Annotated in this window: 27 protein-coding genes; 19 read left to right on the top strand and 8 right to left on the bottom strand. The window is 63.9% G+C overall.

Features of this window, described 5'->3' with window-relative positions; genetic code table 11:
- Nucleotides 1-15 precede the first annotated feature (15 nt).
- A complete protein-coding gene (locus P3C50_RS21340; protein ID WP_275547615.1) occupies nt 16-735 on the top strand; it encodes a DNA-3-methyladenine glycosylase in 720 nt (239 codons plus the stop codon).
- Nucleotides 732-2048 (top strand): bifunctional DedA family/phosphatase PAP2 family protein, encoded by a 1317-nt coding sequence (locus P3C50_RS21345; RefSeq protein ID WP_275547519.1) that lies wholly within the window; start codon nt 732-734, stop codon nt 2046-2048. Before P3C50_RS21340 ends, P3C50_RS21345 begins: the two co-directional genes overlap by 4 nt.
- A 9-nt stretch (nt 2049-2057) precedes the next feature.
- Here P3C50_RS21345 and P3C50_RS21350 read toward each other — a convergent pair whose 3' ends face one another.
- The 3 genes from P3C50_RS21350 to P3C50_RS21360 form a co-directional block, all read right to left on the bottom strand.
- Nucleotides 2058-2642 (bottom strand): LON peptidase substrate-binding domain-containing protein, encoded by a 585-nt coding sequence (locus tag P3C50_RS21350; RefSeq protein WP_275547520.1) that lies wholly within the window; start codon nt 2640-2642, stop codon nt 2058-2060.
- A gap of 61 nt (nt 2643-2703) precedes the next feature.
- Nucleotides 2704-3420 (bottom strand): LrgB family protein, encoded by a 717-nt coding sequence (locus P3C50_RS21355; protein ID WP_197855514.1) that lies wholly within the window; start codon nt 3418-3420, stop codon nt 2704-2706.
- Complete coding sequence (locus P3C50_RS21360) at nt 3417-3776, bottom strand: CidA/LrgA family protein (protein WP_197855515.1); 360 nt, start codon at nt 3774-3776, stop codon at nt 3417-3419. The genes P3C50_RS21355 and P3C50_RS21360 overlap by 4 nt, the downstream gene beginning before the upstream one ends.
- Before the next feature lie 387 nt (nt 3777-4163).
- Between P3C50_RS21360 and P3C50_RS21365 the strand changes: the two genes are divergently transcribed.
- The 6 genes from P3C50_RS21365 to P3C50_RS21390 all read left to right on the top strand — a co-directional run bounded on the left by P3C50_RS21365 (nt 4164) and on the right by P3C50_RS21390 (nt 9971).
- On the top strand, nt 4164-4619 hold the full coding sequence (locus tag P3C50_RS21365) for a MaoC family dehydratase (RefSeq protein ID WP_197855516.1): 456 nt from the start codon (nt 4164-4166) through the stop codon (nt 4617-4619).
- 136 nt (nt 4620-4755) lie between these two features.
- A complete protein-coding gene (locus tag P3C50_RS21370; protein WP_275547521.1) occupies nt 4756-6480 on the top strand; it encodes a C13 family peptidase in 1725 nt (574 codons plus the stop codon).
- 30 nt (nt 6481-6510) lie between these two features.
- Complete coding sequence (locus P3C50_RS21375; RefSeq protein WP_275547522.1) at nt 6511-7152, top strand: oxidoreductase; 642 nt, start codon at nt 6511-6513, stop codon at nt 7150-7152.
- 16 nt (nt 7153-7168) lie between these two features.
- Nucleotides 7169-7513 carry a DUF5629 family protein gene (locus tag P3C50_RS21380; RefSeq protein ID WP_275547523.1) on the top strand — a complete coding sequence of 115 codons (345 nt, stop codon included), beginning with the start codon at nt 7169-7171 and terminating at the stop codon, nt 7511-7513.
- A 3-nt stretch (nt 7514-7516) separates the two neighbouring features.
- Nucleotides 7517-8128 (top strand): class I SAM-dependent methyltransferase, encoded by a 612-nt coding sequence (locus tag P3C50_RS21385; RefSeq protein WP_275547524.1) that lies wholly within the window; start codon nt 7517-7519, stop codon nt 8126-8128.
- A gap of 70 nt (nt 8129-8198) precedes the next feature.
- A complete protein-coding gene (locus P3C50_RS21390) occupies nt 8199-9971 on the top strand; it encodes an acyl-CoA dehydrogenase C-terminal domain-containing protein (protein ID WP_275547525.1) in 1773 nt (590 codons plus the stop codon).
- A 161-nt stretch (nt 9972-10132) separates the two neighbouring features.
- Here the strand turns inward: P3C50_RS21390 and P3C50_RS21395 are convergent, their stop codons facing one another.
- Nucleotides 10133-10288: a hypothetical protein gene (locus P3C50_RS21395; RefSeq protein WP_275547526.1), complete on the bottom strand. Its 156-nt coding sequence runs from the start codon at nt 10286-10288 to the stop codon at nt 10133-10135.
- Here P3C50_RS21395 and P3C50_RS21400 point away from each other — a divergent pair.
- The gene (locus tag P3C50_RS21400; RefSeq protein WP_275547527.1) at nt 10287-10766 is read left to right on the top strand and encodes a YbaK/EbsC family protein; all 480 of its coding nucleotides are present in this window, start codon (nt 10287-10289) and stop codon (nt 10764-10766) included. The two genes, P3C50_RS21395 and P3C50_RS21400, sit on opposite strands and share 2 nt — an antisense overlap.
- Nucleotides 10767-11210: 444 nt before the next feature.
- On the opposite strand, the gene P3C50_RS21405 is transcribed toward P3C50_RS21400, so the two are convergent.
- From P3C50_RS21405 to mpl, 4 genes are all read right to left on the bottom strand, one after another.
- Entirely contained in the window at nt 11211-11498 is a 288-nt protein-coding gene (locus tag P3C50_RS21405; RefSeq protein ID WP_275547528.1) for a YceK/YidQ family lipoprotein, read from the bottom strand.
- Nucleotides 11495-11785, bottom strand: a complete 291-nt coding sequence (locus P3C50_RS21410) for a DUF2845 domain-containing protein (RefSeq protein ID WP_275547529.1) — start codon at nt 11783-11785, stop codon at nt 11495-11497. Before P3C50_RS21410 ends, P3C50_RS21405 begins: the two co-directional genes overlap by 4 nt.
- An 8-nt stretch (nt 11786-11793) precedes the next feature.
- On the bottom strand, nt 11794-12423 hold the full coding sequence (gene ubiX / locus P3C50_RS21415) for a flavin prenyltransferase UbiX (protein WP_148119056.1): 630 nt from the start codon (nt 12421-12423) through the stop codon (nt 11794-11796).
- A gap of 120 nt (nt 12424-12543) precedes the next feature.
- Nucleotides 12544-13896 carry a UDP-N-acetylmuramate:L-alanyl-gamma-D-glutamyl-meso-diaminopimelate ligase gene (gene mpl / locus P3C50_RS21420; protein WP_275547530.1) on the bottom strand — a complete coding sequence of 451 codons (1353 nt, stop codon included), beginning with the start codon at nt 13894-13896 and terminating at the stop codon, nt 12544-12546.
- Nucleotides 13897-14142: 246 nt separating this feature from the next.
- On the opposite strand from mpl, the gene P3C50_RS21425 reads away from it, so the two are divergent.
- From P3C50_RS21425 to P3C50_RS21470, 10 genes are all read left to right on the top strand, one after another.
- Complete coding sequence (locus P3C50_RS21425; protein WP_275547531.1) at nt 14143-14598, top strand: GNAT family N-acetyltransferase; 456 nt, start codon at nt 14143-14145, stop codon at nt 14596-14598.
- Nucleotides 14599-14688: 90 nt separating this feature from the next.
- On the top strand, nt 14689-15516 hold the full coding sequence (locus tag P3C50_RS21430) for a zinc-dependent peptidase (RefSeq protein ID WP_275547532.1): 828 nt from the start codon (nt 14689-14691) through the stop codon (nt 15514-15516).
- A 77-nt stretch (nt 15517-15593) separates the two neighbouring features.
- On the top strand, nt 15594-16121 hold the full coding sequence (ppa, locus tag P3C50_RS21435; RefSeq protein WP_197855527.1) for an inorganic diphosphatase: 528 nt from the start codon (nt 15594-15596) through the stop codon (nt 16119-16121).
- Between the two features lie 216 nt (nt 16122-16337).
- A complete protein-coding gene (locus tag P3C50_RS21440; protein WP_275547533.1) occupies nt 16338-17588 on the top strand; it encodes a phage integrase central domain-containing protein in 1251 nt (416 codons plus the stop codon).
- Nucleotides 17589-17634: 46 nt separating this feature from the next.
- Nucleotides 17635-18360, top strand: coding sequence for a hypothetical protein (locus tag P3C50_RS21445; RefSeq protein WP_275547534.1), 726 nt, complete (start codon nt 17635-17637; stop codon nt 18358-18360).
- Nucleotides 18361-18490: 130 nt separating this feature from the next.
- The gene (locus P3C50_RS21450) at nt 18491-18694 is read left to right on the top strand and encodes an AlpA family phage regulatory protein (protein ID WP_275547535.1); all 204 of its coding nucleotides are present in this window, start codon (nt 18491-18493) and stop codon (nt 18692-18694) included.
- Between the two features lie 441 nt (nt 18695-19135).
- Complete coding sequence (locus P3C50_RS21455; protein ID WP_275547536.1) at nt 19136-19396, top strand: hypothetical protein; 261 nt, start codon at nt 19136-19138, stop codon at nt 19394-19396.
- On the top strand, nt 19389-19694 hold the full coding sequence (locus P3C50_RS21460) for a hypothetical protein (RefSeq protein WP_275547537.1): 306 nt from the start codon (nt 19389-19391) through the stop codon (nt 19692-19694). Before P3C50_RS21455 ends, P3C50_RS21460 begins: the two co-directional genes overlap by 8 nt.
- On the top strand, nt 19687-19941 hold the full coding sequence (locus P3C50_RS21465) for a hypothetical protein (protein ID WP_275547538.1): 255 nt from the start codon (nt 19687-19689) through the stop codon (nt 19939-19941). The genes P3C50_RS21460 and P3C50_RS21465 overlap by 8 nt, the downstream gene beginning before the upstream one ends.
- Nucleotides 19934-20212: a hypothetical protein gene (locus P3C50_RS21470; protein WP_275547539.1), complete on the top strand. Its 279-nt coding sequence runs from the start codon at nt 19934-19936 to the stop codon at nt 20210-20212. The genes P3C50_RS21465 and P3C50_RS21470 overlap by 8 nt, the downstream gene beginning before the upstream one ends.
- The last annotated feature ends 5 nt before the right edge of the window (nt 20213-20217 follow it).

Below are 20217 nucleotides of genomic sequence, written 5' to 3' on the forward strand. Positions count from 1 at the left end.
AGCCCGATGCGACAGATGACGCCCGCCGCCCCCACCCTCAGTTTGCCCTGGCCGGATGCCAGGCCACTGCCCGACACCTTCTTCGACCGCGACGCGCAGTTGCTGGCGCGCGAGTTGCTGGGCAAGGTGATCCGCCACCGCATCGGCGCGCTTTGGCTGAGCGCACGGATCATCGAGACCGAGGCCTACTACCTGGTGGACAAGGGCAGCCACGCCTCGCTCGGCTACACCGAGAAGCGCAAGGCGCTGTTCGCCGATGGCGGGCACATCTATATGTACTACGCACGCGGCGGCGACTCGCTGAACTTCAGCGCGCATGGCCCTGGCAACGCGGTGCTGATCAAATCCGCCCACCCCTGGCTCGATGCGGTCAGCGGCGCCGACTCGCTCGCCGCGATGCAGCGCAACAATCCCGACAGCCTTGGCCAGCCGCGCACGCCCGAACGCCTGTGCGCCGGGCAGACGCTGCTGTGCAAGGCGCTCGGTCTGAAAGTAACGGACTGGGATGCGCGCCGCTTCGATCTGCAGCGATTGTTCGTCGAGGATGTCGGCGAACAGCCGCACTCGATCATCCAGTGCGCGCGCCTGGGCATTCCCAAGGGCCGCGACGAGCATCTGCCGTATCGCTTCGTCGACGCGCTGTACGCACGCCATTGCACGCGCAACCCTTTGCGCCGTGGACAGGTCGAAGGGCGTGACTATCGATTGTTGAGCGTTTCGGGAGCAGAAGGATGAGTGTCTGGCTGGATAACCTTTCCACCTGGCTGAGCGGCAACCCGCAATGGCTGGGCCTGGCGATCTTTCTCATCGCCCTGCTCGAATGCCTGGCCCTGGTGGGCATCGTGCTGCCCGGCGTGGTGATGCTGTTCAGCGTCGCCCTGCTCGCCGGCAGCGGCGTGCTGACGCTGTGGCAGACGCTGCTGCTGGCCTATGCCGGCGCGCTTTGCGGGGACATGATGTCCTACGCCCTGGGCAGAGGTTTCAAGCACAACATCAGCCGCTTGCCGGTACTGCGCCATCATCCGCAGTGGATCATGCGCGCCGAGCTCTACTTCCGTCATTACGGCGTGGCCAGTCTGCTGGTCGGTCGCTTCATCGGCCCACTGCGGCCCATGCTGCCGATGGTGGCCGGCATGCTCAACATGCCGTTGCCGCGCTTCATCCTGGTCAGCCTGGTGGCAGCGGCCGGCTGGGCGGTGGCCTATCTGTTACCGGGCTGGGCCACCGGCGCAGCCCTGCGCCTGCCGATGGCCGAAGGTTTCTGGACCGAGGCGGCGGTGCTGTTGGGCGGTATCGGCATCATCCTGCTGCTGACCGTTCAGGCCAGCCTGGCGGAAAAACCGCGGGCCACTCTACTGGGCGGCGGGCTCAGCCTGGCGCTGCTGGGGGCCATCGTCATCGGCTGGCCGCATCTCGATGCGCTGGACCAGGGTTTGATGACCCTCGTGCAGGAGCAGCGTCAGGCACATCTGGACCAATGGATCGGCACCCTGACCCGGCTGGGCGACTTCCATATTCAGTTTGTCGCGGCTGCGGTGCTGTGCACCCTGCTGTTCCTCGCGCGCCGTTGGCGCCACTTGCTGTTCGCCGGCTCGACACTGCTGGTCACGGCCCTCGGCAACACCACGCTCAAGCACGGCTTCGCCCGGGCACGCCCGGACGTGCTGAGCGAACCGCTGACCACCTTCAGTTTTCCCAGCGGCCACAGCTCGGCAGCCTTTGCTTTCTTCCTGGTGCTGGGGGTACTGGCCGGGCGCGGGCAATCGGCGCGCCTGCGCCTGGCCTGGCTGGTGGTGGCAAGTCTGCCGGCATTGGCGATCGCCTTGTCACGGGTCTACCTGGGCGTGCACTGGCCCAGCGACATCATCGCCGGCGCCTTGCTGGCCTCGGCCGTATGCGGCCTGAGCCTGAGTTTGTGCCAGCGCCAGGAGGTGCTGCCGGCACTGCCGGCGCGCCTGTGGTGGATCATCCTGCCGGCCTGTCTCGCGGTACTGGGGGGGATGGCGACCTGGCAGCTGTCCAACGCGCTGCTGCGCTACGCTTACTGACGCGTCGCTTCAGGCATCGCCCTGGAGCATTTCCAGCATGGCGTGCAGCTGTTCCAGGCACAGGGCTGGATCGTCGAGCTGAAGCAGCTGCAGCTTCTGCGCCGGTTCCAGCGGCAACAGGTAGGCCAGCTGATTGGCCAGTTGCTGCTGGCTGGTGACCACGCCCGGCATGGCCAGGCCCGCCACTAGCGGATGCTCGGCCAGCGCAGCGTGCAAAGCGGCAAGGTCGGCGTGCTCGGCCTGCAGCGGGCTATCTGGCGGCTCCTCCAGCCACTGCACGTCGGCGACGGTCAGCTGGTCAGGCAGAACCTGGGCGCGCTCGACGCGAAAGCGCCGCCCGCCTTCGACGCGAATACCCAGCAATCCGTTGCTGCGCTGTTGAAAGTCGCGCACCAGCGCCTCACAGCCGATGGCGGCGAAACGGCTGGCGGCTTCGCCCACCTCCTCGCCCTCGACGATGCACACCACGCCGAACCCCTCGCCCTGCTTCATGCAGCGGCCGATCATGTCCAGATAGCGCGCCTCGAATATCTGCAGGTCGAGCACGCAGCCGGGAAACAGTACGGTGTTGAGCGGAAACAGCGGGAGTTTCATGGTTTCACGGCCTGTTATCTACGCAAGGCTGCCGGGGCATCAGGGATGGTCAGGCAGGCTCTCACAGGAGCATGACAATCGCCAGAGGCAACAGCACGGCGGTGATCACCCCCATCAGGCTCATCGCCAGCGCGGCGAAGGCACCGCACTCGTCGCTCTCCTGCAGCGCGCGCGCCGTACCCACGGCGTGTGCGGTGATGCCCAGCGCCATGCCCTGCGCCGCCGGGTGGCGGACCCGGCACAGACGCAGAATGGATGGCCCGACAATGGCGCCGATGACCCCGGTGATCATCACGAACACCGCAGCCAACGCCGCGATACCGCCGATCTGATCGGCCACCAGCATGGCGATCGGCGAGGTCACCGACTTCGGTGCCATGCTCATCAGCATCAGTCGTTCGGCGCCGAACAACCAGGCCAGCCCTGCGCCAAGCACGGTGGCGAAGGTGCCGGCGACCAGCAGGGTGAGGATGATCGGCCAGAACAGCTGGCGAATCCGCCGCAGGTTGAGATACAGCGGCACGGCCAGGGCCACGGTGGCCGGACCGAGCAGCAGGGTCAGCGCCGCGACGCTGTTGCGATATTCGGCGAAACTCAGGCCACACAGCAGCAGAATGCCGATCACCGTGAGCATCGACACCAGCACTGGCTGCAGGAATACCCAGCGAGTGCGCTCGTAGGCTGCCATCGCCAGTTGATAGGCGCCCAGGGTAATGCCGATGCCGAACAGCGGGTGATGAGTCAGCGCCTGCCAGGCGCCCTGCCAATCCGGACTCATGCGTCCTCCCGGCGCTGCTGGCGCTCGATCAGTTTCTGCATCAGCCAGCCGGCGAAGGCCAGCGACACCAGCAGCGACAGCACCAGCGCACCGACCACGGCCCAGAAATCGGCGGCGATATCACTGGCATAGGCCATCACGCCCACTGCGGGCGGTACCAGAATCAGCGGCAGGTACTTGAGCAGGCTGCTGGAGGCGACGCTCAACGGCTCGCCTACTTCGCCACGCACGATGAGAAAGGCGAACAACAGCAGCATGCCGATGATCGGCCCCGGCAGCATCGGCAGCAGCAGGACGTTGAGAACGGTACCGAGCAACTGGCACAGCACCAGCCATGAAAGGCCGCGAAGCAGCATGTTTAAGGTCTCCAGAAGACGAGCGATGGCCGCACTTCCGCTCGCGAGTAGGCCGTTGAAAAACGTAGGCGAGGCAGTCAGTGCAAGGCAAAAACAGGCGAAAAAGCGGAGTTTACGAGCTGTAAATGAGCATTTTGAACCTGTTTTTAACGCAGCAATGACCACGCAGGTAGTTTTTCAGCGGCCTACTAGAGGGGATTCCGGGCATCTATTGGGGTATGTCGGCCATTATAGGCCGGCTGACCTCTGGATTGCTGCGTCAGGCTGGCCTATGCCGCGTCATTCAGTACCCGAGGCAGGCTTGACCTGCTGCTGCCCCCCATGCTGATCTAGACCTCAACGGTTTTACGCAAACAAAAACAACACACGCGTCCTCAAGGAGGAACTATGCCGTTCGTACCCGTAGCAGAGCTCAAGGACTATGTTGGCAAGGAACTCGGCAAGTCCGAGTGGCTGACCATCGACCAGGAGCGCATCAATCAGTTCGCCGAGTGTACCGGCGACCATCAGTTCATCCACGTTGACCCGGAAAAGGCCAAACAGACCCCCTTCGGCACCACCATCGCCCACGGTTTCCTCTCGCTGTCGCTGGTGCCGATGCTGATGGAAAAGATCATGATCATGCCGCAGGGGCTGAAGATGGCAGTGAACTACGGTCTCGACAGCGTGCGCTTCATTCAGCCGGTCAAGGTCAACTCCAAGGTGCGCCTGACAGTGACGCTGACTGACGCCACCGAGAAGAACCCCGGCCAGTGGCTACTCAAGGCCCGAGCTGTTCTGGAAATCGAAGGCCAGGAAAAACCGGCCTACATTGCTGAGCCGCTGAGCCTCTGCTTCGTCTGATCACCGCCTGCTCCCGTTTCCGGCCCTCCTCGCCGGAACGGGAACCCTATCGCGTCAGCAATGCGTGCGATGCGACAGCGCAAGCCTTCTGGCTTGCGGCATACTGCGGACCAAAGCACCGACCTGGACGTCCGCCATGAATCCCCTTGCCCTGCGCCTGCTGCCTCTTTGCCTGTCCCTGCTGATCGCCGGTTGCGAGGAAGCACGTCCGCTATTGCCGGCCAATGCCACCCTGCCCGACGGCGGCCAGTATCGCGGCGAGATCGTCGACGGGCTGCTACAAGGCCCGGGCCGCCTGGACTATCGCAATGGCAGCTGGTTCGTCGGCCAATTCCAGGACGGCATGCTCGAAGGCCGCGGCGAGTGGCAAGGCCCCGGTGGCGAACATTATCTGGGCGAGTTTCATCAGGGCATGTTCCACGGCCAGGGCACCCTCACCTACAGTGACGGTAGCCGCTACGAAGGCGGGTTCGAACGCAATAGATTCAGCGGCGTCGGCCTGCTCGAACAGGGCGGCCAGCGTTACCAGGGCGAATTTCTCAACGACCGCTTCCATGGCCTGGGCAAACTGGAAACGGCCGACGGCAGCAGCTTCCAGGGCCAGTTCGTCAAAGGGCAGCCGGAGGGCCAGGGCGTACGCATCGACGGCTACGGCAATCAGTTCAGCGGCGTCTTCGCCCAGGGCCTGCTCAGCGGCCAGGGCAGCTACCAGAACGCCGATGGCGACAACTACAGCGGCGGTTTCAAGAACGACGAGTTTCACGGCAAGGGCCGCTACCAGAGCGCCGCAGGCGAGACCTGGGCCGGAGAGTTCGTCGAGGGTGTGATGCAGGGGCCCGGCGAATACACCGATGGTGAAGGCACCCGCTACCTCGGCGAATTCGCCGACTGGCAGTACGAAGGCGAAGGCCTGCTCACCCTGCCAGACGGCAGCGCCTACCGTGGCCATTTCTCCGGCGGTGAATACAGTGGCGAGGGCACCCTGACTTTGGCCGATGGCAGCCGTCAGTCGGGCATTTGGCAAAGCGGGCGCCTGGTACGTGACGAACAGGGCCAGGCGTTGCCCGACAGCCTGGAGCTGGGCCTGTTGCGACAGGGACAGCTGCTCGATGAAGCCATCGCCGCAATTCCCGCCTCGACACCGGCACGCGAGCTCTATGCGCTGACCCTGGCGGGCGACGGCAAGCAGAGCGTATTCATGCGCGAGGCCGATTATGTCAGCAGGCTGATGCGCGATCGCTTTGGCGCTCACGGCAGCATCAGCCTGATCAATCACCGCGACCATCTCGCCGACCGCCCATTGGCCACGCGCGAAAACCTCACCCGGGTGGTGCAGGCGCTGGCCGAGCGCAGCGGCGAGGAAGACCTGATCTTCGTCTACCTGACCAGCCACGGCTCGCGTCGCCATGAACTCAACCTCGACCAGCCGCGCCTGCAGTTGGCCGACCTGCCGGCCAGCGAGCTGGCGGCAGTGCTCGCCCCGCTCAAGCAACGCAATAAGGTGGTAGTGGTTTCGGCCTGTTATTCCGGCGGTTTCATCCCACCGTTGAAAGATGAAAAGACCCTGGTGATGACCGCCGCACGCGCTGACCGGGTGTCGTTCGGCTGCAGCGAAGAGAACGACTTCACCTATTTCGGCCGCGCCCTGTTCGCCGAGGCGCTGGGCGAAACCGACAATCTCGAACGGGCCTTCGAACTGGCCAAGGAACGCGTTGCCGAACGTGAACAGAGCGACGGTTTCGAACCTTCCGAACCGCAGATCTGGGCGCCACGCGGCGTGCTCCAGCACTGGCGCGATCTGCGTCAGAGTCAGGCCGAGCGTGCGCTCGGTGCCGTGGCCAGCGGTCCGGCAAAGGACTAAGCTGAACTGTAACGGACAAGAGAGCACTGCATGTACCTGACCCCGCAGCACATTCTTATCGCTGGCGCCACCGGACTTACCGGTGAGCACCTGCTCGACCGCCTGCTCAGCGAGCCGACGGTGGCCCGCGTGCTGGCGCCGACCCGACGACCACTGGCTGCCCATCCGCACCTGGAAAACCCGGTGGGTGATCTGCAGGCGCTGCTGCCGCAACTGTCCGGCCAGGTCGATACCGCCTTCTGCTGCCTGGGCACCACCATCAAGCAGGCCGGCTCGCAGCAGGCCTTCCGCGCTGTCGACCACGATCTCGTGCTGGCTTTCGCACACCGCGCTCGCGAGCTCGGCGCACGCCATCTGGTGGTAATCAGCGCCTTGGGCGCCAACCCCGGCTCAAAGGTGTTCTACAACCGCGTCAAGGGAGAAACCGAAGAGGCGCTGAAAGCCATGGACTGGCCGCAACTGACCATCGCCCGTCCGTCGCTACTGCTCGGGGCACGCCATGAGTTTCGTCTTGGCGAGCGCCTCGCGGCACCGCTGCTGCGCTGGCTGCCGGGCACGTACCGTGGCATCGATGCCTGCGCCCTGGCTCGCGCCCTCTGGCGCCTGGCCCTGGAAGAGGAAGACGGCGTGCGCGTGATAGAGTCTGCCGACCTGCGCCGCCTGGGGCGCTGATGCCGTGGATGAAGCGATGAAACCGACAAGCCTGATCGAAGCCTTGCAAGACGCCGATATGCTCGAGATCGACGGCCTGTATGCCTGGCAGTTCGACCTCGACACCGAATTGCTGGCGCAGATCAGCGCCGGCACGGCAGGCAGCGACAGCGCTGCCAAACCCCTGCTGCAGGTGCACTGCATCGATGGTCGCGAGCGCCGCCTGTGGAAATTCTCCCTGGCTTCGGTGCAGGCCGCGCGCTACAGCGAAACGGACGACAGCTGGCTGATCGAAGGCAGCGAGGTCAGCCACACCCTCAAGTGTTTCGCCGCCTTTCGCGGCGACAACGATGAGGACGATGAAGGGCACGGCGAAGCCTGAACCATGGGCCTGTATGACCGCCATGTCCTGCCGCACCTGATCGATTTCGCCTGCGGCATGGGCGCGGTGATGAAGGCGCGCTCGCAGATCGTGCCGCTGGCTCGCGGACGCGTGCTGGAGATCGGCATCGGCAGCGGTCTCAACCTGAGCTTCTATGACCCGCAGCAGGTCGAAGTGGTGGTCGGCGTCGACCCATCCGCCGAGATGCAACGCCTGGCCCGCGAACGCGCCGCACGTTGCCAGGTGCCGGTGGAGATGATCGCCCTGGAACTGGGGCAGATTCAGGCGGCAGATGCCAGCTTCGACGACATCGTATGCACCTTCACCCTGTGCACCATCCCCGATGCGGTCGCCGCCCTGCGCGAGATGCGCCGTGTACTCAAGCCTGGCGGGCGCCTGCTCTACTGCGAGCACGGCCTGGCGCCGGATCTGCCGGTGGTGCGCTGGCAGAAGCGCCTGACGCCGCTGTGGAAACCGCTGGCCGGCGGCTGCCATCTGGATCGCGACATACCAGCACTGATCAACGCTGGCGGCTTTCATATCCGTGAGCTGAGCACCTGTTATCTCAAGGGGCCAAGGCCGATGACCCACGTCTATCGCGGCTGGGCAGACTGAGACGAGCGCGGTGGGCAGGCGCGGCCAGACCATCTACCCTTGAAAGTCAGCTCTCCCCACGAGGTGTCCGATGCCCGAGTACAACGCTCCCCTGCGCGACATGCGCTTCGTCCTCCATGATGTGTTCCAGGCGCCGAGCCTGTGGGCACGCCTGCCGGCCCTGGCGCAAACCGTCGATGCCGACACCGCCGACGCCATCCTCGAAGAAGCGGCCAAGGTCACCGGCAGCCTGATCGCCCCGCTCAACCGCAGCGGCGACGAGGAAGGTGCCCAGTGGATCGGTGGCGACGTGCGCACTCCGACCGGTTTCCGCGAAGCCTATGCCACCTACACCGAAGGCGGTTGGGTGGGCCTTGCCGGCAACCCGCAGTACGGCGGCATGGGTATGCCCAAGATGCTCGCCGTCGCCTTCGAGGAAATGCTCTACGCCGCCGGCTCAAGCTTCGCGCTATATTCGGCGCTGAGTTCCGGCGCCTGCCTGGCCATCGACGCCCATGCCAGCGAGGAATTGAAGTCCACTTACCTGCCGCCGATGTACGAGGGTCGCTGGGCCGGCTCCATGTGCCTGACCGAGGCCCATGCCGGCACCGATCTGGGCATCATCAGAACCCGCGCAGAGCCGCAGGCGGACGGTAGCTACAAGGTCACCGGCAGCAAGATTTTCATCACCGGCGGCGAGCAGGATCTGACCGAGAACATCATCCACCTGGTGCTGGCCAAGTTGCCCGACGCACCGGCCGGGCCGAAAGGCATCTCGCTGCTGCTGGTGCCCAAGGTGATGGTCAATGCCGACGGCAGCCTCGGCGCGCGCAACGCGGTGAGCTGCGGCTCCATCGAGCACAAGATGGGCATCAAGGCTTCGGCCACCTGCGTGCTCAACTTCGACGGCGCAACCGGCTACCTGATCGGTGAGATCAACAAGGGCCTGGCGGCCATGTTCACCATGATGAACTACGAGCGCCTGTCCATCGGCATCCAGGGCATCGGTTGCGCCGAGGCGTCCTACCAGTCGGCGGTCAGCTACGCCCGCGAGCGCATCCAGAGCCGCGCCGCCACCGGCCCGGTCAATCACGACAAGATCGCCGACCCGATCATCGTCCACGCCGACGTGCGCCGCATGCTGCTGACCATGAAGGCGCTCAACGAGGGCGGCCGGGCGTTTGCCTGCTACGTCGGCCAGCAGCTGGATCTGGCCAAGTACGCCGAGGACACAGACGAGCGGCACAACGCTGAAGCCCTGGTTGCCCTGCTCACCCCGGTGGCCAAGGCCTTCTTTACCGACACCGGGCTGGAAAGCTGCGTGCACGGCCAGCAGGTATTCGGCGGCCATGGCTATATCCGCGAATGGGGCCAGGAGCAGCTGGTGCGCGACGTACGTATTGCGCAGATCTACGAAGGCACCAACGGCATCCAGGCGCTCGACCTGCTCGGGCGCAAGGTGGTAGCCAACGGTGGCGCCGGGCTGCGCCTGTTCGCCGGCGAAGTACGCGACTTCGCCCATGCCCATGAGTCGCCCTTCGGTGATCGCCTGGTCGAGGCCCTGGAGCGCCTGGAGGCGGTCAGCGGCTGGCTGCTGGAACAGGCCAGGCTCGACCCTAACTCGGTGGGCGCCGCCTCGGTGGAATACCTGCATCTTTTCGGCTATGTCGCCTACGCCTACATGTGGGCGCGCATGGCGGCCGTGGCGCAGGGCAGGCAGGGCGAAGACGAGGCCTTTTATGGCGGCAAGCTGGCCACCGCCGAGTTCTTCTTCGCCCGTCTGCTGCCACGCACCCTGAGCCTGGAGGCGAGCATCCGCGCCGGTAGCCAGTCGCTGTATGGTCTGGCCGCAGAACAGTTCTAACCGTCGCTGATCGGGCGCCCCTGGCAATGCGAGAACGCCGTGCTGTAGTGCCTTTTACTTCAAATAGTGACGGGGCCAACAGCCTCGAAGCGGGACGAAAAAGCCCGCTACGGGCTCGATGAGGCGGTAAAAGCGGCCCATCTGCTGGCAAACTGACGCCATCAGGCCTTGACGTGCCGGCCATGCAGCGCGAGCATGGCCGCTTGTTTTTCGCCGTGGTCACGACCACACCAGCGCCCCGGGAAGGGGCTGCGCCTGGTCAGCATCAGACTGGCCAGCGTGTCGTGCCCACCTCGACACCCTGGGAACCGCTTCATGAGCCTGGCCTCTGTACGCGCCTTCTTCGCCGCCAAGGCGCCTGACATCGCGATCATCGAACTGCAGTCCAGCACCGCTACCGTGGCGCTGGCGGCCGAAGCGCATGGCGTGACGCCGGGCCAGATCGCCAAAACCCTGGCCTTTCGCATCGCCGAACGCGACGTGCTGATCGTCGCCCGTGGCGACGCGCGGATCGACAACCGCAAGATGAAGGAATGCTTCGGCGCCAAGGCGCGCATGCTCGACGCGCAGACGGTGATCGAGCTGACCAGCCACCCGGTGGGCGGTGTTTGCCCGTTCGGCCTGGCCACGCCGCTCAGCGTCTACTGCGACCGTTCGCTACTGGCCTTCGACGAAGTGCTGCCGGCCGCCGGCGCTACTCACAGCGCCGTGCGCATCGCCCCGCAGCGCATGGCCGAGCTGGTCGATGCCGAATGGATAGACGTGTGCCAGGAAGTGGAGACCGAGACCTGCTGAACCGCGCGCCCTCCCGTAGGCTGCGCCACGCGCGCCGGAGCTTCCGATGTTTTCATCCCGGCGCTCCATGCGCACTGTCACGGAGCTTCGGTGCGCACAGCGCACCCTACGGCACTGCGCCGCGCCGTAGCCCTGGATTGCATCCCGGTTATCTGTCCGCGAATTTTGCGCTGGTTCTGAGGCCTCGGGATGCTCATCTCCGTCCCCCCCTCATCCCCCGACAGGAAGCTCGCCACTCATTGGCCCACCGCGCGCGGACTCCCGGATTGCATCCGGGCTACGGACTGAACCGCGCGCAATACCCGTAGGGTGCGCCGCGCACCGGCTTTGCGGATACCTTCCAGATTGCGGCCCGATCACGCGCCATGCGCGCAGTCGCGGAGCTTCGGTGCGCACAGCGCACCCTACGGAGTGATCGCAACGGCCCCGCGGATTACATCCGATCTACAACCCGCCGCTGACACCCAGATTCACGCCCAGCGCGGTCGCCAGCGAGAACGGCAGCAGCAAGGTATCGAGCAGCGCACTGCCGGGCAGATCCAACCCCGCATAACGCGGCGCCTCGGCACCGAACCGGTCCAGCGGGCAGCAACCGCCATTGATCGTGTACCAGTCCAGCCGCGTGCCGGCGTAGACCACCGGCGCACCTGGCTTGGCTGCGTCCAATGTGCGCACGGTGGCGCAGCCGCTCAGGCTCAGCAGCGCCAGGCCTGCGACCAGCCCTCGCCTCATCCGCGCGCGACCCGAATCTCGACCAACTTGCCGTCGAGAAAGCGCAGGTAACGATACATGCCGTTGCTTGGCCCGTAGACCCACTGCTCCACCGTTACCCCACCACCCTGCGGGCTGCTGGGTGGGATCACCTCGCGGTGGTCGGGCTCGCCGCATTTGCGTCGGACGTCCACCGTCAGATCGCCCTCGCTTATCAGCGTAGTGCCGCAGCGCATCGACGCCTGCGCAGCAGGCATCAGCGACAGGGCCAACAGGCAGCCCAGCAGGTAACGATTGGCCATGGACATCGATCTCCCTATTCGTCCGACACCATATGATGCTCGCCCCAACGGGGCAGCATGTCCTGGGGTATGCCCAGGCAGTTGAGGATACGCGCAACCACGAAATCCACCAGATCATCCAGGGTCTGCGGCTGGTGATAGAAACCGGGAGATGCCGGCAAGATGGTCACGCCGAGGTTGGACAGCTTGAGCATGTTCTCCAGATGGATACTCGAATACGGCGCTTCGCGTGGCACGAGGATCAGCTGACGACGCTCCTTCAGTGCCACGTCGGCGGCGCGTTCAATCAGGTTGTTGCAGGCGCCGGTGGCGATGGCGGACAAGGTGCCGGTGCTGCACGGCACCACCACCATGGCAGTGGGCGCGCCGGAGCCGGAGGCGGCTGGCGCCATCCAGTCTTCCTTGCCATAGACGCGGATCTGCCCAGGCGCTGCGCCGGTGTATTCGGTGAGGAACTGCGCCATGGCCTGCGGCTTGGCGGGCAGTGCCACGTCGGTTTCGGTGGCCATGACCAGTTGCGCGGCCTTGGAAATCAGGAAGTGCACTTCGCGCTCCTCCTGCACCAGGCAATCGAGCAGGCGCAGGCCATATTGCGCGCCCGAGGCGCCGGTCATGGCCAGGGTGATGCGTTCAGGGCCGCTCATAAATTCACTCTCAAAGCTGCTGTGCTTGCTTGTGCTGCGTTGCGCGACTTCGACTGCGTAGGGCGGGAGCAACCCGCCGGTTTTCATGCCTGGCGGGTTTCACCCGCCCTACGGCCAGCGTCAGGCCAGGGCCTGGGCCAGCTTGCCATGCAGGCCGCCGAAGCCACCGTTGCTCATGATCACCACCTGGGTGCCGGGGCGCGCCAGGGCCTTCACCCCATCGATGATCGACTCCAGCGAGTCGCACACACGCGTCGGGGTGCGCGCCTGCGCCACGGTGGCCGCCAGGTCCCAGCCGAGATTGGGCGGAGCGTACCAGAACACGGCATCGGCCTGTTCGGCCGACTCGGCCAGGCCGTCTCGATGGGCACCGAGCTTCATCGAATTGGAGCGCGGCTCGATCACGGCAATCACCTGAGTATCGTCGCCGACGCGCTTGCGCAGGCCATCGAGCGTGGTGGCGATGGCCGTGGGGTGATGGGCGAAATCGTCGAAGAGAGTCACACCACCGACCTCGGCGACCTTCTCCATGCGCCGCTTGGCGTTGATGAACTGGCCCAGCGCCTCGATGCCCAGCGCCGGCACCACGCCGACATGGCGCGCCGCCGCGAGCACGGCCAAGGCATTGGCAACGTTGTGCTGGCCGGTCAGGTTCCACTCCACGGTACCTTCGACCTTGCCGTCGAAGCTCACCTCGAAGCGCGAGCCATCGGCGCTGAGCAGGCGCGCCTGCCATTGGCCGCCTTCGCCGGTGGTCTGCACGGGCGTCCAGCAGCCCATCTCGATCACCCGCGCCAGTGCGGTTTCGCTGGCCGGATGGATGACCAGGCCTTCGCTCGGGATGATGCGCACCAGGTGATGAAACTGCCGCTCGATCGCCGCCAGGTCCGGGAAGATGTCCGCGTGGTCGAATTCCAGATTGTTGAGGATGGCCGTGCGCGGGCGGTAGTGGACGAACTTGCTCCGCTTGTCGAAGAAGGCGCTGTCGTACTCGTCAGCCTCGACCACGAAGAACGGCGTGTCGCCCAGGCGCGCGGAAATGCCGAAGTTCTGCGGCACGCCGCCGATCAAAAAACCCGGCGCCATGCCAGCGTGCTCGAGCACCCAGGCCAGCATGCTCGAGCTGCTGGTCTTGCCGTGAGTACCGGCTACCGCCATCACCCAGCGGCCCTGCAGTACATGGTCGGCCAGCCACTGCGGGCCGGACACGTAGGGCAGCCCCTTGTTGAGTACATACTCCACCGCCGGGTTGCCGCGGCTCATGGCATTGCCGACCACCACCAGGTCAGGCGCCGGCTGCAGGTGCGCCGGATCGAAGCCCTGCATCAGTTCGATGCCCTGAGCTTCGAGCTGGGTGCTCATGGGTGGGTAGACATTGGCGTCGGAGCCGGTGACGCGGTGGCCGAGTTCCTTGGCCAGCACCGCGAGCGAGCCCATGAAGGTGCCGCAGATGCCGAGAATATGGATGTGCATTGATGACCTCTTAAGGAGCCCTACTCATAGGGCTTAAAGCGATGGCCGCAGGTTAGCACAGCGCCCACCGGGCGGCTGCTGCGCCCTGTTCAGACAAAGGCGCGCAGACCAAGTTGCCCGAGCACGAAATCAAACGCTTGCTTGGATTGCACTTTCAACTGGCTTTGAGGCAGCATCAACCGACCCGCTGGCACAACAGCTGCATCGCCACTTCTGCCCCACTACACAGAGAAGCCGAGGCCCACCATGCGCATCGTCCAAGCCACCCTGGAGCACCTGGACCTGTTGACCCCGCTGTTCGTCAAATACCGCGAGTTCTACAACGAGCTGTCCTACCCCGAGTCGTCGCGCAAATTCCTTGAGAAGCGCCTGCGGCGCAAGGAATCGGTGATCTACCTGGCCCTGGCCGACGATGAAGACAAGCTGCTTGGCTTCTGCCAGCTCTATCCCAGCTATTCCTCGCTGTCGCTCAAGCGCGTGTGGATTCTCAACGACATCTATGTGGCCGAGGATGCCCGCCGCCAGCTGGTCGCCGACCGCCTGCTGCATACCGCCAAGCAGATGGCCCGCGAAACCAATGCCGTGCGCATGCGCGTCGCCACCAACCGCGACAACGAGGTGGCGCAGAAGGTCTACGAGTCCATCGGCTTCGTCGAGGACGAGCAGTTCAAGAATTACGTGCTACCCATCAACTCGGACTGATCGCGCTGGGGCGCCCCCTATGCGCGACCGACTTGTGGCGAGAAGCACGCGCCCTTATCGTGACGCAGTCTTCCCAACGAGCCTCCATGCATGTGGTCCTTCAAGGCCTGGCGCCGCCGTCGCACCCTCGAACGTAACCCTGTCGACCCCAATCATTGGGCCGAAGTGCGCAGGCGTCTGCCGATCCTCGATGGCCTCGACCAGTGCGAAGAGCAGCAGCTGCGCGAACGCGCCGTACTGTTCCTGCATGACAAGCACCTGACGGCCCTGCCTGGCCTGCAGCTCGGCCAGGTCGAACACCTGCTGCTGGCCGCCCAGGCGCAACTGCCGCTGCTGCACCTGGGCGATTTGGACTGGTACCAGGGCTTTCACGAGATCGTGCTCTACCCGGACGATTTCCTTAGCCCACAGCGCCACCGCGACGCCAGCGGCATCGAGCACGAGTGGGACGACGCGCGCAGCGGCGAAGCCTGGCATCAAGGCCCGGTGATCCTGGCCTGGCCCGGCGTCGAGACCAGCGGCGGCTGGGAAGGCTACAACCTGGTGATCCACGAGCTGGCGCACAAGCTGGACATGCTCGAAGGCAGTGCCAACGGCCTGCCGCCGCTACACCGCGACATGCGTGTGCAGGACTGGGCCCACGCCATGCAGAGCGCCTATGACGCGCTCAACGCCGAATTGGATGCCAACCCCGAGGCGGAAACCGCCATCGACCCGTACGCCGCCGAAGACCCGGCGGAATTCTTCGCCGTGACCAGCGAATATTTCTTCAGCGCCCCGGATCTGCTGGCCGCTGCCTTTCCTGAAGTCTACCGGCAACTGGCGTTGTTTTACCGCCAGGACACCCTCGCCCGGTTGCAGCGGCTGCAGGCGGAACACCCCGACTACCGGACGGTCGAAACCGCGACCAATGGCTGATTCACGCGGCGTAGTAACGCCATGCGAATACGCCTATAATGCGCCCCACTTTTTTGGCCCTCCCTGGGAGTTCACCCATGAGCTACAGCAAGATCCCGGCTGGCAAAGACCTGCCGAACGACATCTACGTCGCCATCGAAATCCCGGCCAACCATGCGCCGATCAAATACGAGATCGACCATGACACCGATTGCCTGATGGTCGACCGTTTCATGGCCACCCCGATGTTCTACCCGGCCAACTACGGTTTCATCCCGCACACCCTGGCTGACGACGGTGACCCCCTCGACGTGCTGGTCGTGACCCCTTATCCGGTCGCGCCGGGTTCGGTGATCCGCGCCCGTCCGGTCGGCGTACTGCACATGAGTGACGAAGCCGGCGGCGATGCCAAGCTGGTAGCGGTTCCGCACGACAAGCTGACCGTTCTGTACAAGGACGTTCAGGAATACACCGACCTGCCCGCGCTGCTGATCGAGCAGATCAAGCATTTCTTCGAGAACTACAAGGATCTCGAGAAGGGCAAGTGGGTCAAGGTAGAAGGCTGGGGCGGCGCTGAAGACGCCCGCGGCCTGATCAACAAGGCAGTCGCGGCATACCAGAAGTAAGCCCTGACACCTCCGAAAAGCCGGCCACAAGCCGGCTTTTTTATTGTCCGTAGTTTTTCGCCGCCCTCCTCCAAAGCCTATGAAATACGGGGCTTTGCGCCTATCATCTGTCCGTACCAATCCGCAAAAGATCGCCGCAAGCCCGCTCCTGGGTATGGGTCAAATCATGGGTCGAGCGGTATGGGTCAGGGTATGGGCCAGCCGTAGGAGGCGAAAATGGGCAAGCTCACAGACAAGACGCTTCAGTCCCTCACAAAGGCCGGGATACCTGGCAAGACCAACGATGGCGCCGGGCTCTACTTCCAGATCAGCAAAGCCGGCTCAACAAGCTGGATTTTTCGATACAAGCGAGACAACAGGGTGAGAGATATGGGCCTTGGTCCATATCCGACCGTCACCCTTGCCGCCGCCAGGCTGCTCGCCGCCGAGCAGCGTCGAGTGCTTGCCGCCGGCAGCGACCCCCTGGGCACCCGTGACGCCGAGCGGGAAGCAAGGCGTGAAGCGCAGCGACAACTCGAGGCTCGGCGTGTCACCTTCGAGCAGATCGCTATCGACTACCTGGAAGCACACGGCCTGAGCTGGTCAGCCAATTGGTACAGGGGCTGGCTGCGCAAGCTGGAGCTGTACGCCTTCCCCATCATCGGCAAGCTGTCAGCCGGTGAAATCGAAACGGCTCACATCCTCAAGGTGCTGCAGCCGATTTGGTCGACCAAGACCAGGACAGCCGACGAAGTACGCGGCCAGATCGAGCAGGTGCTGGATGCTGCAAAGGTTCGACGTCTGCGCGATGGTGACAATCCAGCCCGCTGGCGCGGCCACCTGGAAAACCTGCTGAGCAAGGCCGAGAAGAAGAAAGCTCGCAAGCGCCAGCACTTCCCGGCGATGAACTGGCGCGATATCCCTACCCTCATGGCCGAACTGGAAAAGATCGAATCACCGGCGTCCACTGCTACGCGCCTGTTGATCCTGACGGGTGCCCGGTCTCACATGGTGAGGTTTGCCGCATGGCGTGAGTTCGATCTGCAGGCCGGCACCTGGGCGCTGCCGGCCGAACGCATGAAGATGCGCCAGGCATTCGCGGTTCCTCTTGCACCTGAAGTGGTGAGGATGCTTGAGGCGTTGCCACGCATCGAGGGTAGTCCCTATCTGTTCCCTGGGCGCGGTAAGTCAGGCGTCATGCATGCCAACGCAGTGCGCAATCTGCTGCATGACCTGGGGCACACCGACATTACTCGGCATGGCTTCCGCTCAAGCTTTCGTGACTGGGCAAGCGAGCGCACCCACTATCCCCGGGAGGTGTGCGAGCTGGCGTTGGCACACGATGAACGCAGCCAGACAGAGGCCGCTTATTCGCGCTCCGACTTCATCGAGAAACGACGGGCCTTGATGGCGGACTGGGCTCGATACGCAACAAGCCCGCCGACGCCGAATGTCGTGCAAGTAGGGTTCGGCAAGCCGCATCGATGATCATTTTTGCTCTATCTCCACCATGTAACACCTGGGAGGGTGCTGGATGCTTTGCTACTACCTGCGGTACATCGACCTGCATGCGATCTATGAGCAGCTCCCGGCCTATGAGCCTGGCCATGTCACCCCAGCGCTCGCCAACATCCCGCCGGCGCTGTGCGATACGCTGGCGTTGTATTTCGATGACTTGGGCTATTGCCTGTCCGAAGATATTGAAGAGTGGCGCGATCACCCAGCGCTCGATATCGCCGCTCTCGCAGGAGATTTAATCGAGGCAGATATTGAAGGCATCGAGCACAGTACAGGCTGCCCAGCACCAACCGCTGAAGACGAGCTGACGCCGCACACGCTGGAGTCACTACTTCGCTTCGCTTCCGAGGGCCGGAGCAACGAGAAGGACGATTACGGTGCCCTGCACTCTCTGCTGATATACCAATACGACGCTCTATGCTCGCTTCACTCCAGCAGCCGCTTGGACGACTCTCTTGCGCTGTTCGAGTCGATCGCCAGCACGCGAGAGGTCATGATGCATTGCCATCGCGAGCTCATCGGCAAGGAAACCATCTCAAGACAGGCCCGGGCCCGGGCAGCGCTCGCGCACAGAGAAACCAATGCACACCGCGCCACAGCCATAGAGCGTTGGCATGCAGAGGGGCACCAGTTCAGCTCAATGCGAGCTTTTGCGCGGAGCACCTTTAGGGACTTTGGCGTCACCGACTTCATGACGGTCTATAACTGGCTTCGCGAAGCGCGCAAGGGCTCGAATAGATAAGCGAATGACCGTGTATGGTCTGCTGGCTGACTATACAGCCAGCCCGCAAACCCCACTGTAGCACGCTCATTTAGCGACATACCTTCTACATCGTCCGCCCCGCGACGGGGCAAGCCTTAGAGGTCCGACGATGGAAGCAACCAACACCACCCGCCGCATTTTGCGACTGCCGGCAGTGAAAACTGCGACCGGCCTTGGTCGCACCAAAATTTATGCCCTTATGAAAGAGGGACGCTTCCCCCGCTCTCGCCAGATCGCTGGCGCGCACGCTGTTGGTTGGGACTCCCTGGAAGTTGAGGCATGGATTGCCAGCCAACTCGGTGCGGGCGCATGAATATGCTTGCGCTCACGAAGCGCTGGCGCTATTGTTTTTCCGTCGCTGCAAATTCAGCGGCACAGGTTTGGCGACCTGGAAATGAAATTGGCGCACAAGCGCCCCATCCGACAGCAGGCGCTTTTTTTGTGCCCGCAGTTCCGTGTTATGGCGGCTGTGCGTGGGAGACCTTCGGGTCTGCCGGGTTCCAATTTCCCCGGTTCGCCAACCCGCGCACAGCTGCCACCCATTATCGTTTGGCGACGATTCGTGGCAGCTCCGACAACGAAATTGGAGCTACACCTATGCACCCTGTCCGTAATCTGTCCGCATCGCATGCGGACGCATGGAAGGCTCGCGCCCTTGCGGCCCTCCGCAGCAACTCATCCCTGTCCGTCCGCCTGGCTCGCTACAACGCAGCCATGACCAAGGCTCGCTCCCTGGAAGCTCAGGAGGTGCGCCATGCGTAACCAACTGATCACCAGCACCAGCACCAGCAGCATCACCGGACTCGTATATGCCGCAGAGGGCAAGCTGGACAACCATGCTGTTTCGCTGCACGCCTGGGATCAAGGCCGCCTCACGCTCGAGTTCGGCCCCTGCTGCCTTTCACTCTCCGCAGAAGCAATGATTGAGCTGATCATCCACCTGAGCAGCGCTATGGATGGCGTCGTGGACTCCCTGGCCAATCAAGCCAAACAACCGGGGGTGGATCATGAGTAATCAACAGGCCATCCGACCCGTCAACGCTCCAGGGCTGGCCGCAAGCGCCGCGGTACCGAAAGCGCTCAAGGCGCGCAGTCTCTCTCCTACCGACATCATTGAGAGGAACCTCGAGAACATCCGCAATGCTCATCCCGCCCTGGTGAGCTTGATGGAAGATCGCGCCGAGGGCGCGCTGCAGGCCCTTTGCAGCCTTGGGCTGATCGATGGCGACACCTACCTGAAAGCTGGCCTATCTGCCTTCGAAGCTGCCAAAAGCCGGAGCAGTCGTCACGCCCAAGGGGTGAGCCATGCGTAAGCAGATAAAGCAAGAGATGCAGGAGCAGGCCAAAGCCTTGGCGGACGAGCTGGAGTTGAAGATCGACACTTCAACGGTGCTGGCAGAGATCACGCTGGACAACGCTGTGAGCGGCGAGTGCGCCGAAGGCTCCTATCTCAACAACCGTCGAGCCCAGTCGCTGATGCAGGCCCAGATCTACCTCTCGCAGTCCATTGCCGAAGATTTCTTCAAGCTCATGGAGCTGTTGGAGGCGCCCCATGCCTAAAGCAACTGAACTCAGCCAACTGGCGGCCGCTGCTGACGATGCTGTTCAGCAAATCACTTGCCGCGTCACGTACGGCAAGTGGCTGGACGCCTTGGCCAACTCCATCCATTGCGCGCTGGAGGGCGGGGAAGCCTGTCTCGACAGCCGTATTGAGCGCGCCGTGGCGCTGGCCAGCCTGGCGCAGTTCCTGGCCCACGACTTGACCCAGGATCTGCAGCGGGACGCCTCCGAGCTGCAGGCTGCGGTCGACTCCGCCCAAGCCAAGGAGTAACCACC

The sequence above is a fragment of the Pseudomonas sp. Marseille-Q0931 genome (genome assembly GCF_940789645.1).
In the GTDB taxonomy this organism is placed as follows: Bacteria; Pseudomonadota; Gammaproteobacteria; order Pseudomonadales; family Pseudomonadaceae; genus Aquipseudomonas.

What these genes read in the sequence shown, in the direction of transcription:
- P3C50_RS21380 (WP_275547523.1), top strand. Translation starts at nt 7,169, where the DNA reads ATGAAACCGACAAGCCTGATCGAAGCCTTGCAAGACGCCGATATGCTC.
- P3C50_RS21455 (WP_275547536.1), top strand. Translation starts at nt 19,136, where the DNA reads ATGCGTAACCAACTGATCACCAGCACCAGCACCAGCAGCATCACCGGA.
- P3C50_RS21345 (WP_275547519.1), top strand. Translation starts at nt 732, where the DNA reads ATGAGTGTCTGGCTGGATAACCTTTCCACCTGGCTGAGCGGCAACCCG.
- P3C50_RS21470 (WP_275547539.1), top strand. Translation starts at nt 19,934, where the DNA reads ATGCCTAAAGCAACTGAACTCAGCCAACTGGCGGCCGCTGCTGACGAT.
- P3C50_RS21410 (WP_275547529.1), bottom strand. Translation starts at nt 11,785, where the DNA reads ATGTCCATGGCCAATCGTTACCTGCTGGGCTGCCTGTTGGCCCTGTCG.
- P3C50_RS21450 (WP_275547535.1), top strand. Translation starts at nt 18,491, where the DNA reads ATGGAAGCAACCAACACCACCCGCCGCATTTTGCGACTGCCGGCAGTG.
- P3C50_RS21460 (WP_275547537.1), top strand. Translation starts at nt 19,389, where the DNA reads ATGAGTAATCAACAGGCCATCCGACCCGTCAACGCTCCAGGGCTGGCC.
- P3C50_RS21365 (WP_197855516.1), top strand. Translation starts at nt 4,164, where the DNA reads ATGCCGTTCGTACCCGTAGCAGAGCTCAAGGACTATGTTGGCAAGGAA.
- mpl (WP_275547530.1), bottom strand. Translation starts at nt 13,896, where the DNA reads ATGCACATCCATATTCTCGGCATCTGCGGCACCTTCATGGGCTCGCTC.
- P3C50_RS21340 (WP_275547615.1), top strand. Translation starts at nt 16, where the DNA reads ATGACGCCCGCCGCCCCCACCCTCAGTTTGCCCTGGCCGGATGCCAGG.
- P3C50_RS21425 (WP_275547531.1), top strand. Translation starts at nt 14,143, where the DNA reads ATGCGCATCGTCCAAGCCACCCTGGAGCACCTGGACCTGTTGACCCCG.
- ppa (WP_197855527.1), top strand. Translation starts at nt 15,594, where the DNA reads ATGAGCTACAGCAAGATCCCGGCTGGCAAAGACCTGCCGAACGACATC.
- P3C50_RS21395 (WP_275547526.1), bottom strand. Translation starts at nt 10,288, where the DNA reads ATGAAGCGGTTCCCAGGGTGTCGAGGTGGGCACGACACGCTGGCCAGT.
- P3C50_RS21405 (WP_275547528.1), bottom strand. Translation starts at nt 11,498, where the DNA reads ATGAGGCGAGGGCTGGTCGCAGGCCTGGCGCTGCTGAGCCTGAGCGGC.
- P3C50_RS21390 (WP_275547525.1), top strand. Translation starts at nt 8,199, where the DNA reads ATGCCCGAGTACAACGCTCCCCTGCGCGACATGCGCTTCGTCCTCCAT.
- P3C50_RS21430 (WP_275547532.1), top strand. Translation starts at nt 14,689, where the DNA reads ATGTGGTCCTTCAAGGCCTGGCGCCGCCGTCGCACCCTCGAACGTAAC.
- ubiX (WP_148119056.1), bottom strand. Translation starts at nt 12,423, where the DNA reads ATGAGCGGCCCTGAACGCATCACCCTGGCCATGACCGGCGCCTCGGGC.
- P3C50_RS21465 (WP_275547538.1), top strand. Translation starts at nt 19,687, where the DNA reads ATGCGTAAGCAGATAAAGCAAGAGATGCAGGAGCAGGCCAAAGCCTTG.
- P3C50_RS21360 (WP_197855515.1), bottom strand. Translation starts at nt 3,776, where the DNA reads ATGCTGCTTCGCGGCCTTTCATGGCTGGTGCTGTGCCAGTTGCTCGGT.
- P3C50_RS21440 (WP_275547533.1), top strand. Translation starts at nt 16,338, where the DNA reads ATGGGCAAGCTCACAGACAAGACGCTTCAGTCCCTCACAAAGGCCGGG.
- P3C50_RS21385 (WP_275547524.1), top strand. Translation starts at nt 7,517, where the DNA reads ATGGGCCTGTATGACCGCCATGTCCTGCCGCACCTGATCGATTTCGCC.
- P3C50_RS21350 (WP_275547520.1), bottom strand. Translation starts at nt 2,642, where the DNA reads ATGAAACTCCCGCTGTTTCCGCTCAACACCGTACTGTTTCCCGGCTGC.
- P3C50_RS21445 (WP_275547534.1), top strand. Translation starts at nt 17,635, where the DNA reads ATGCTTTGCTACTACCTGCGGTACATCGACCTGCATGCGATCTATGAG.
- P3C50_RS21375 (WP_275547522.1), top strand. Translation starts at nt 6,511, where the DNA reads ATGTACCTGACCCCGCAGCACATTCTTATCGCTGGCGCCACCGGACTT.
- P3C50_RS21355 (WP_197855514.1), bottom strand. Translation starts at nt 3,420, where the DNA reads ATGAGTCCGGATTGGCAGGGCGCCTGGCAGGCGCTGACTCATCACCCG.
- P3C50_RS21370 (WP_275547521.1), top strand. Translation starts at nt 4,756, where the DNA reads ATGAATCCCCTTGCCCTGCGCCTGCTGCCTCTTTGCCTGTCCCTGCTG.
- P3C50_RS21400 (WP_275547527.1), top strand. Translation starts at nt 10,287, where the DNA reads ATGAGCCTGGCCTCTGTACGCGCCTTCTTCGCCGCCAAGGCGCCTGAC.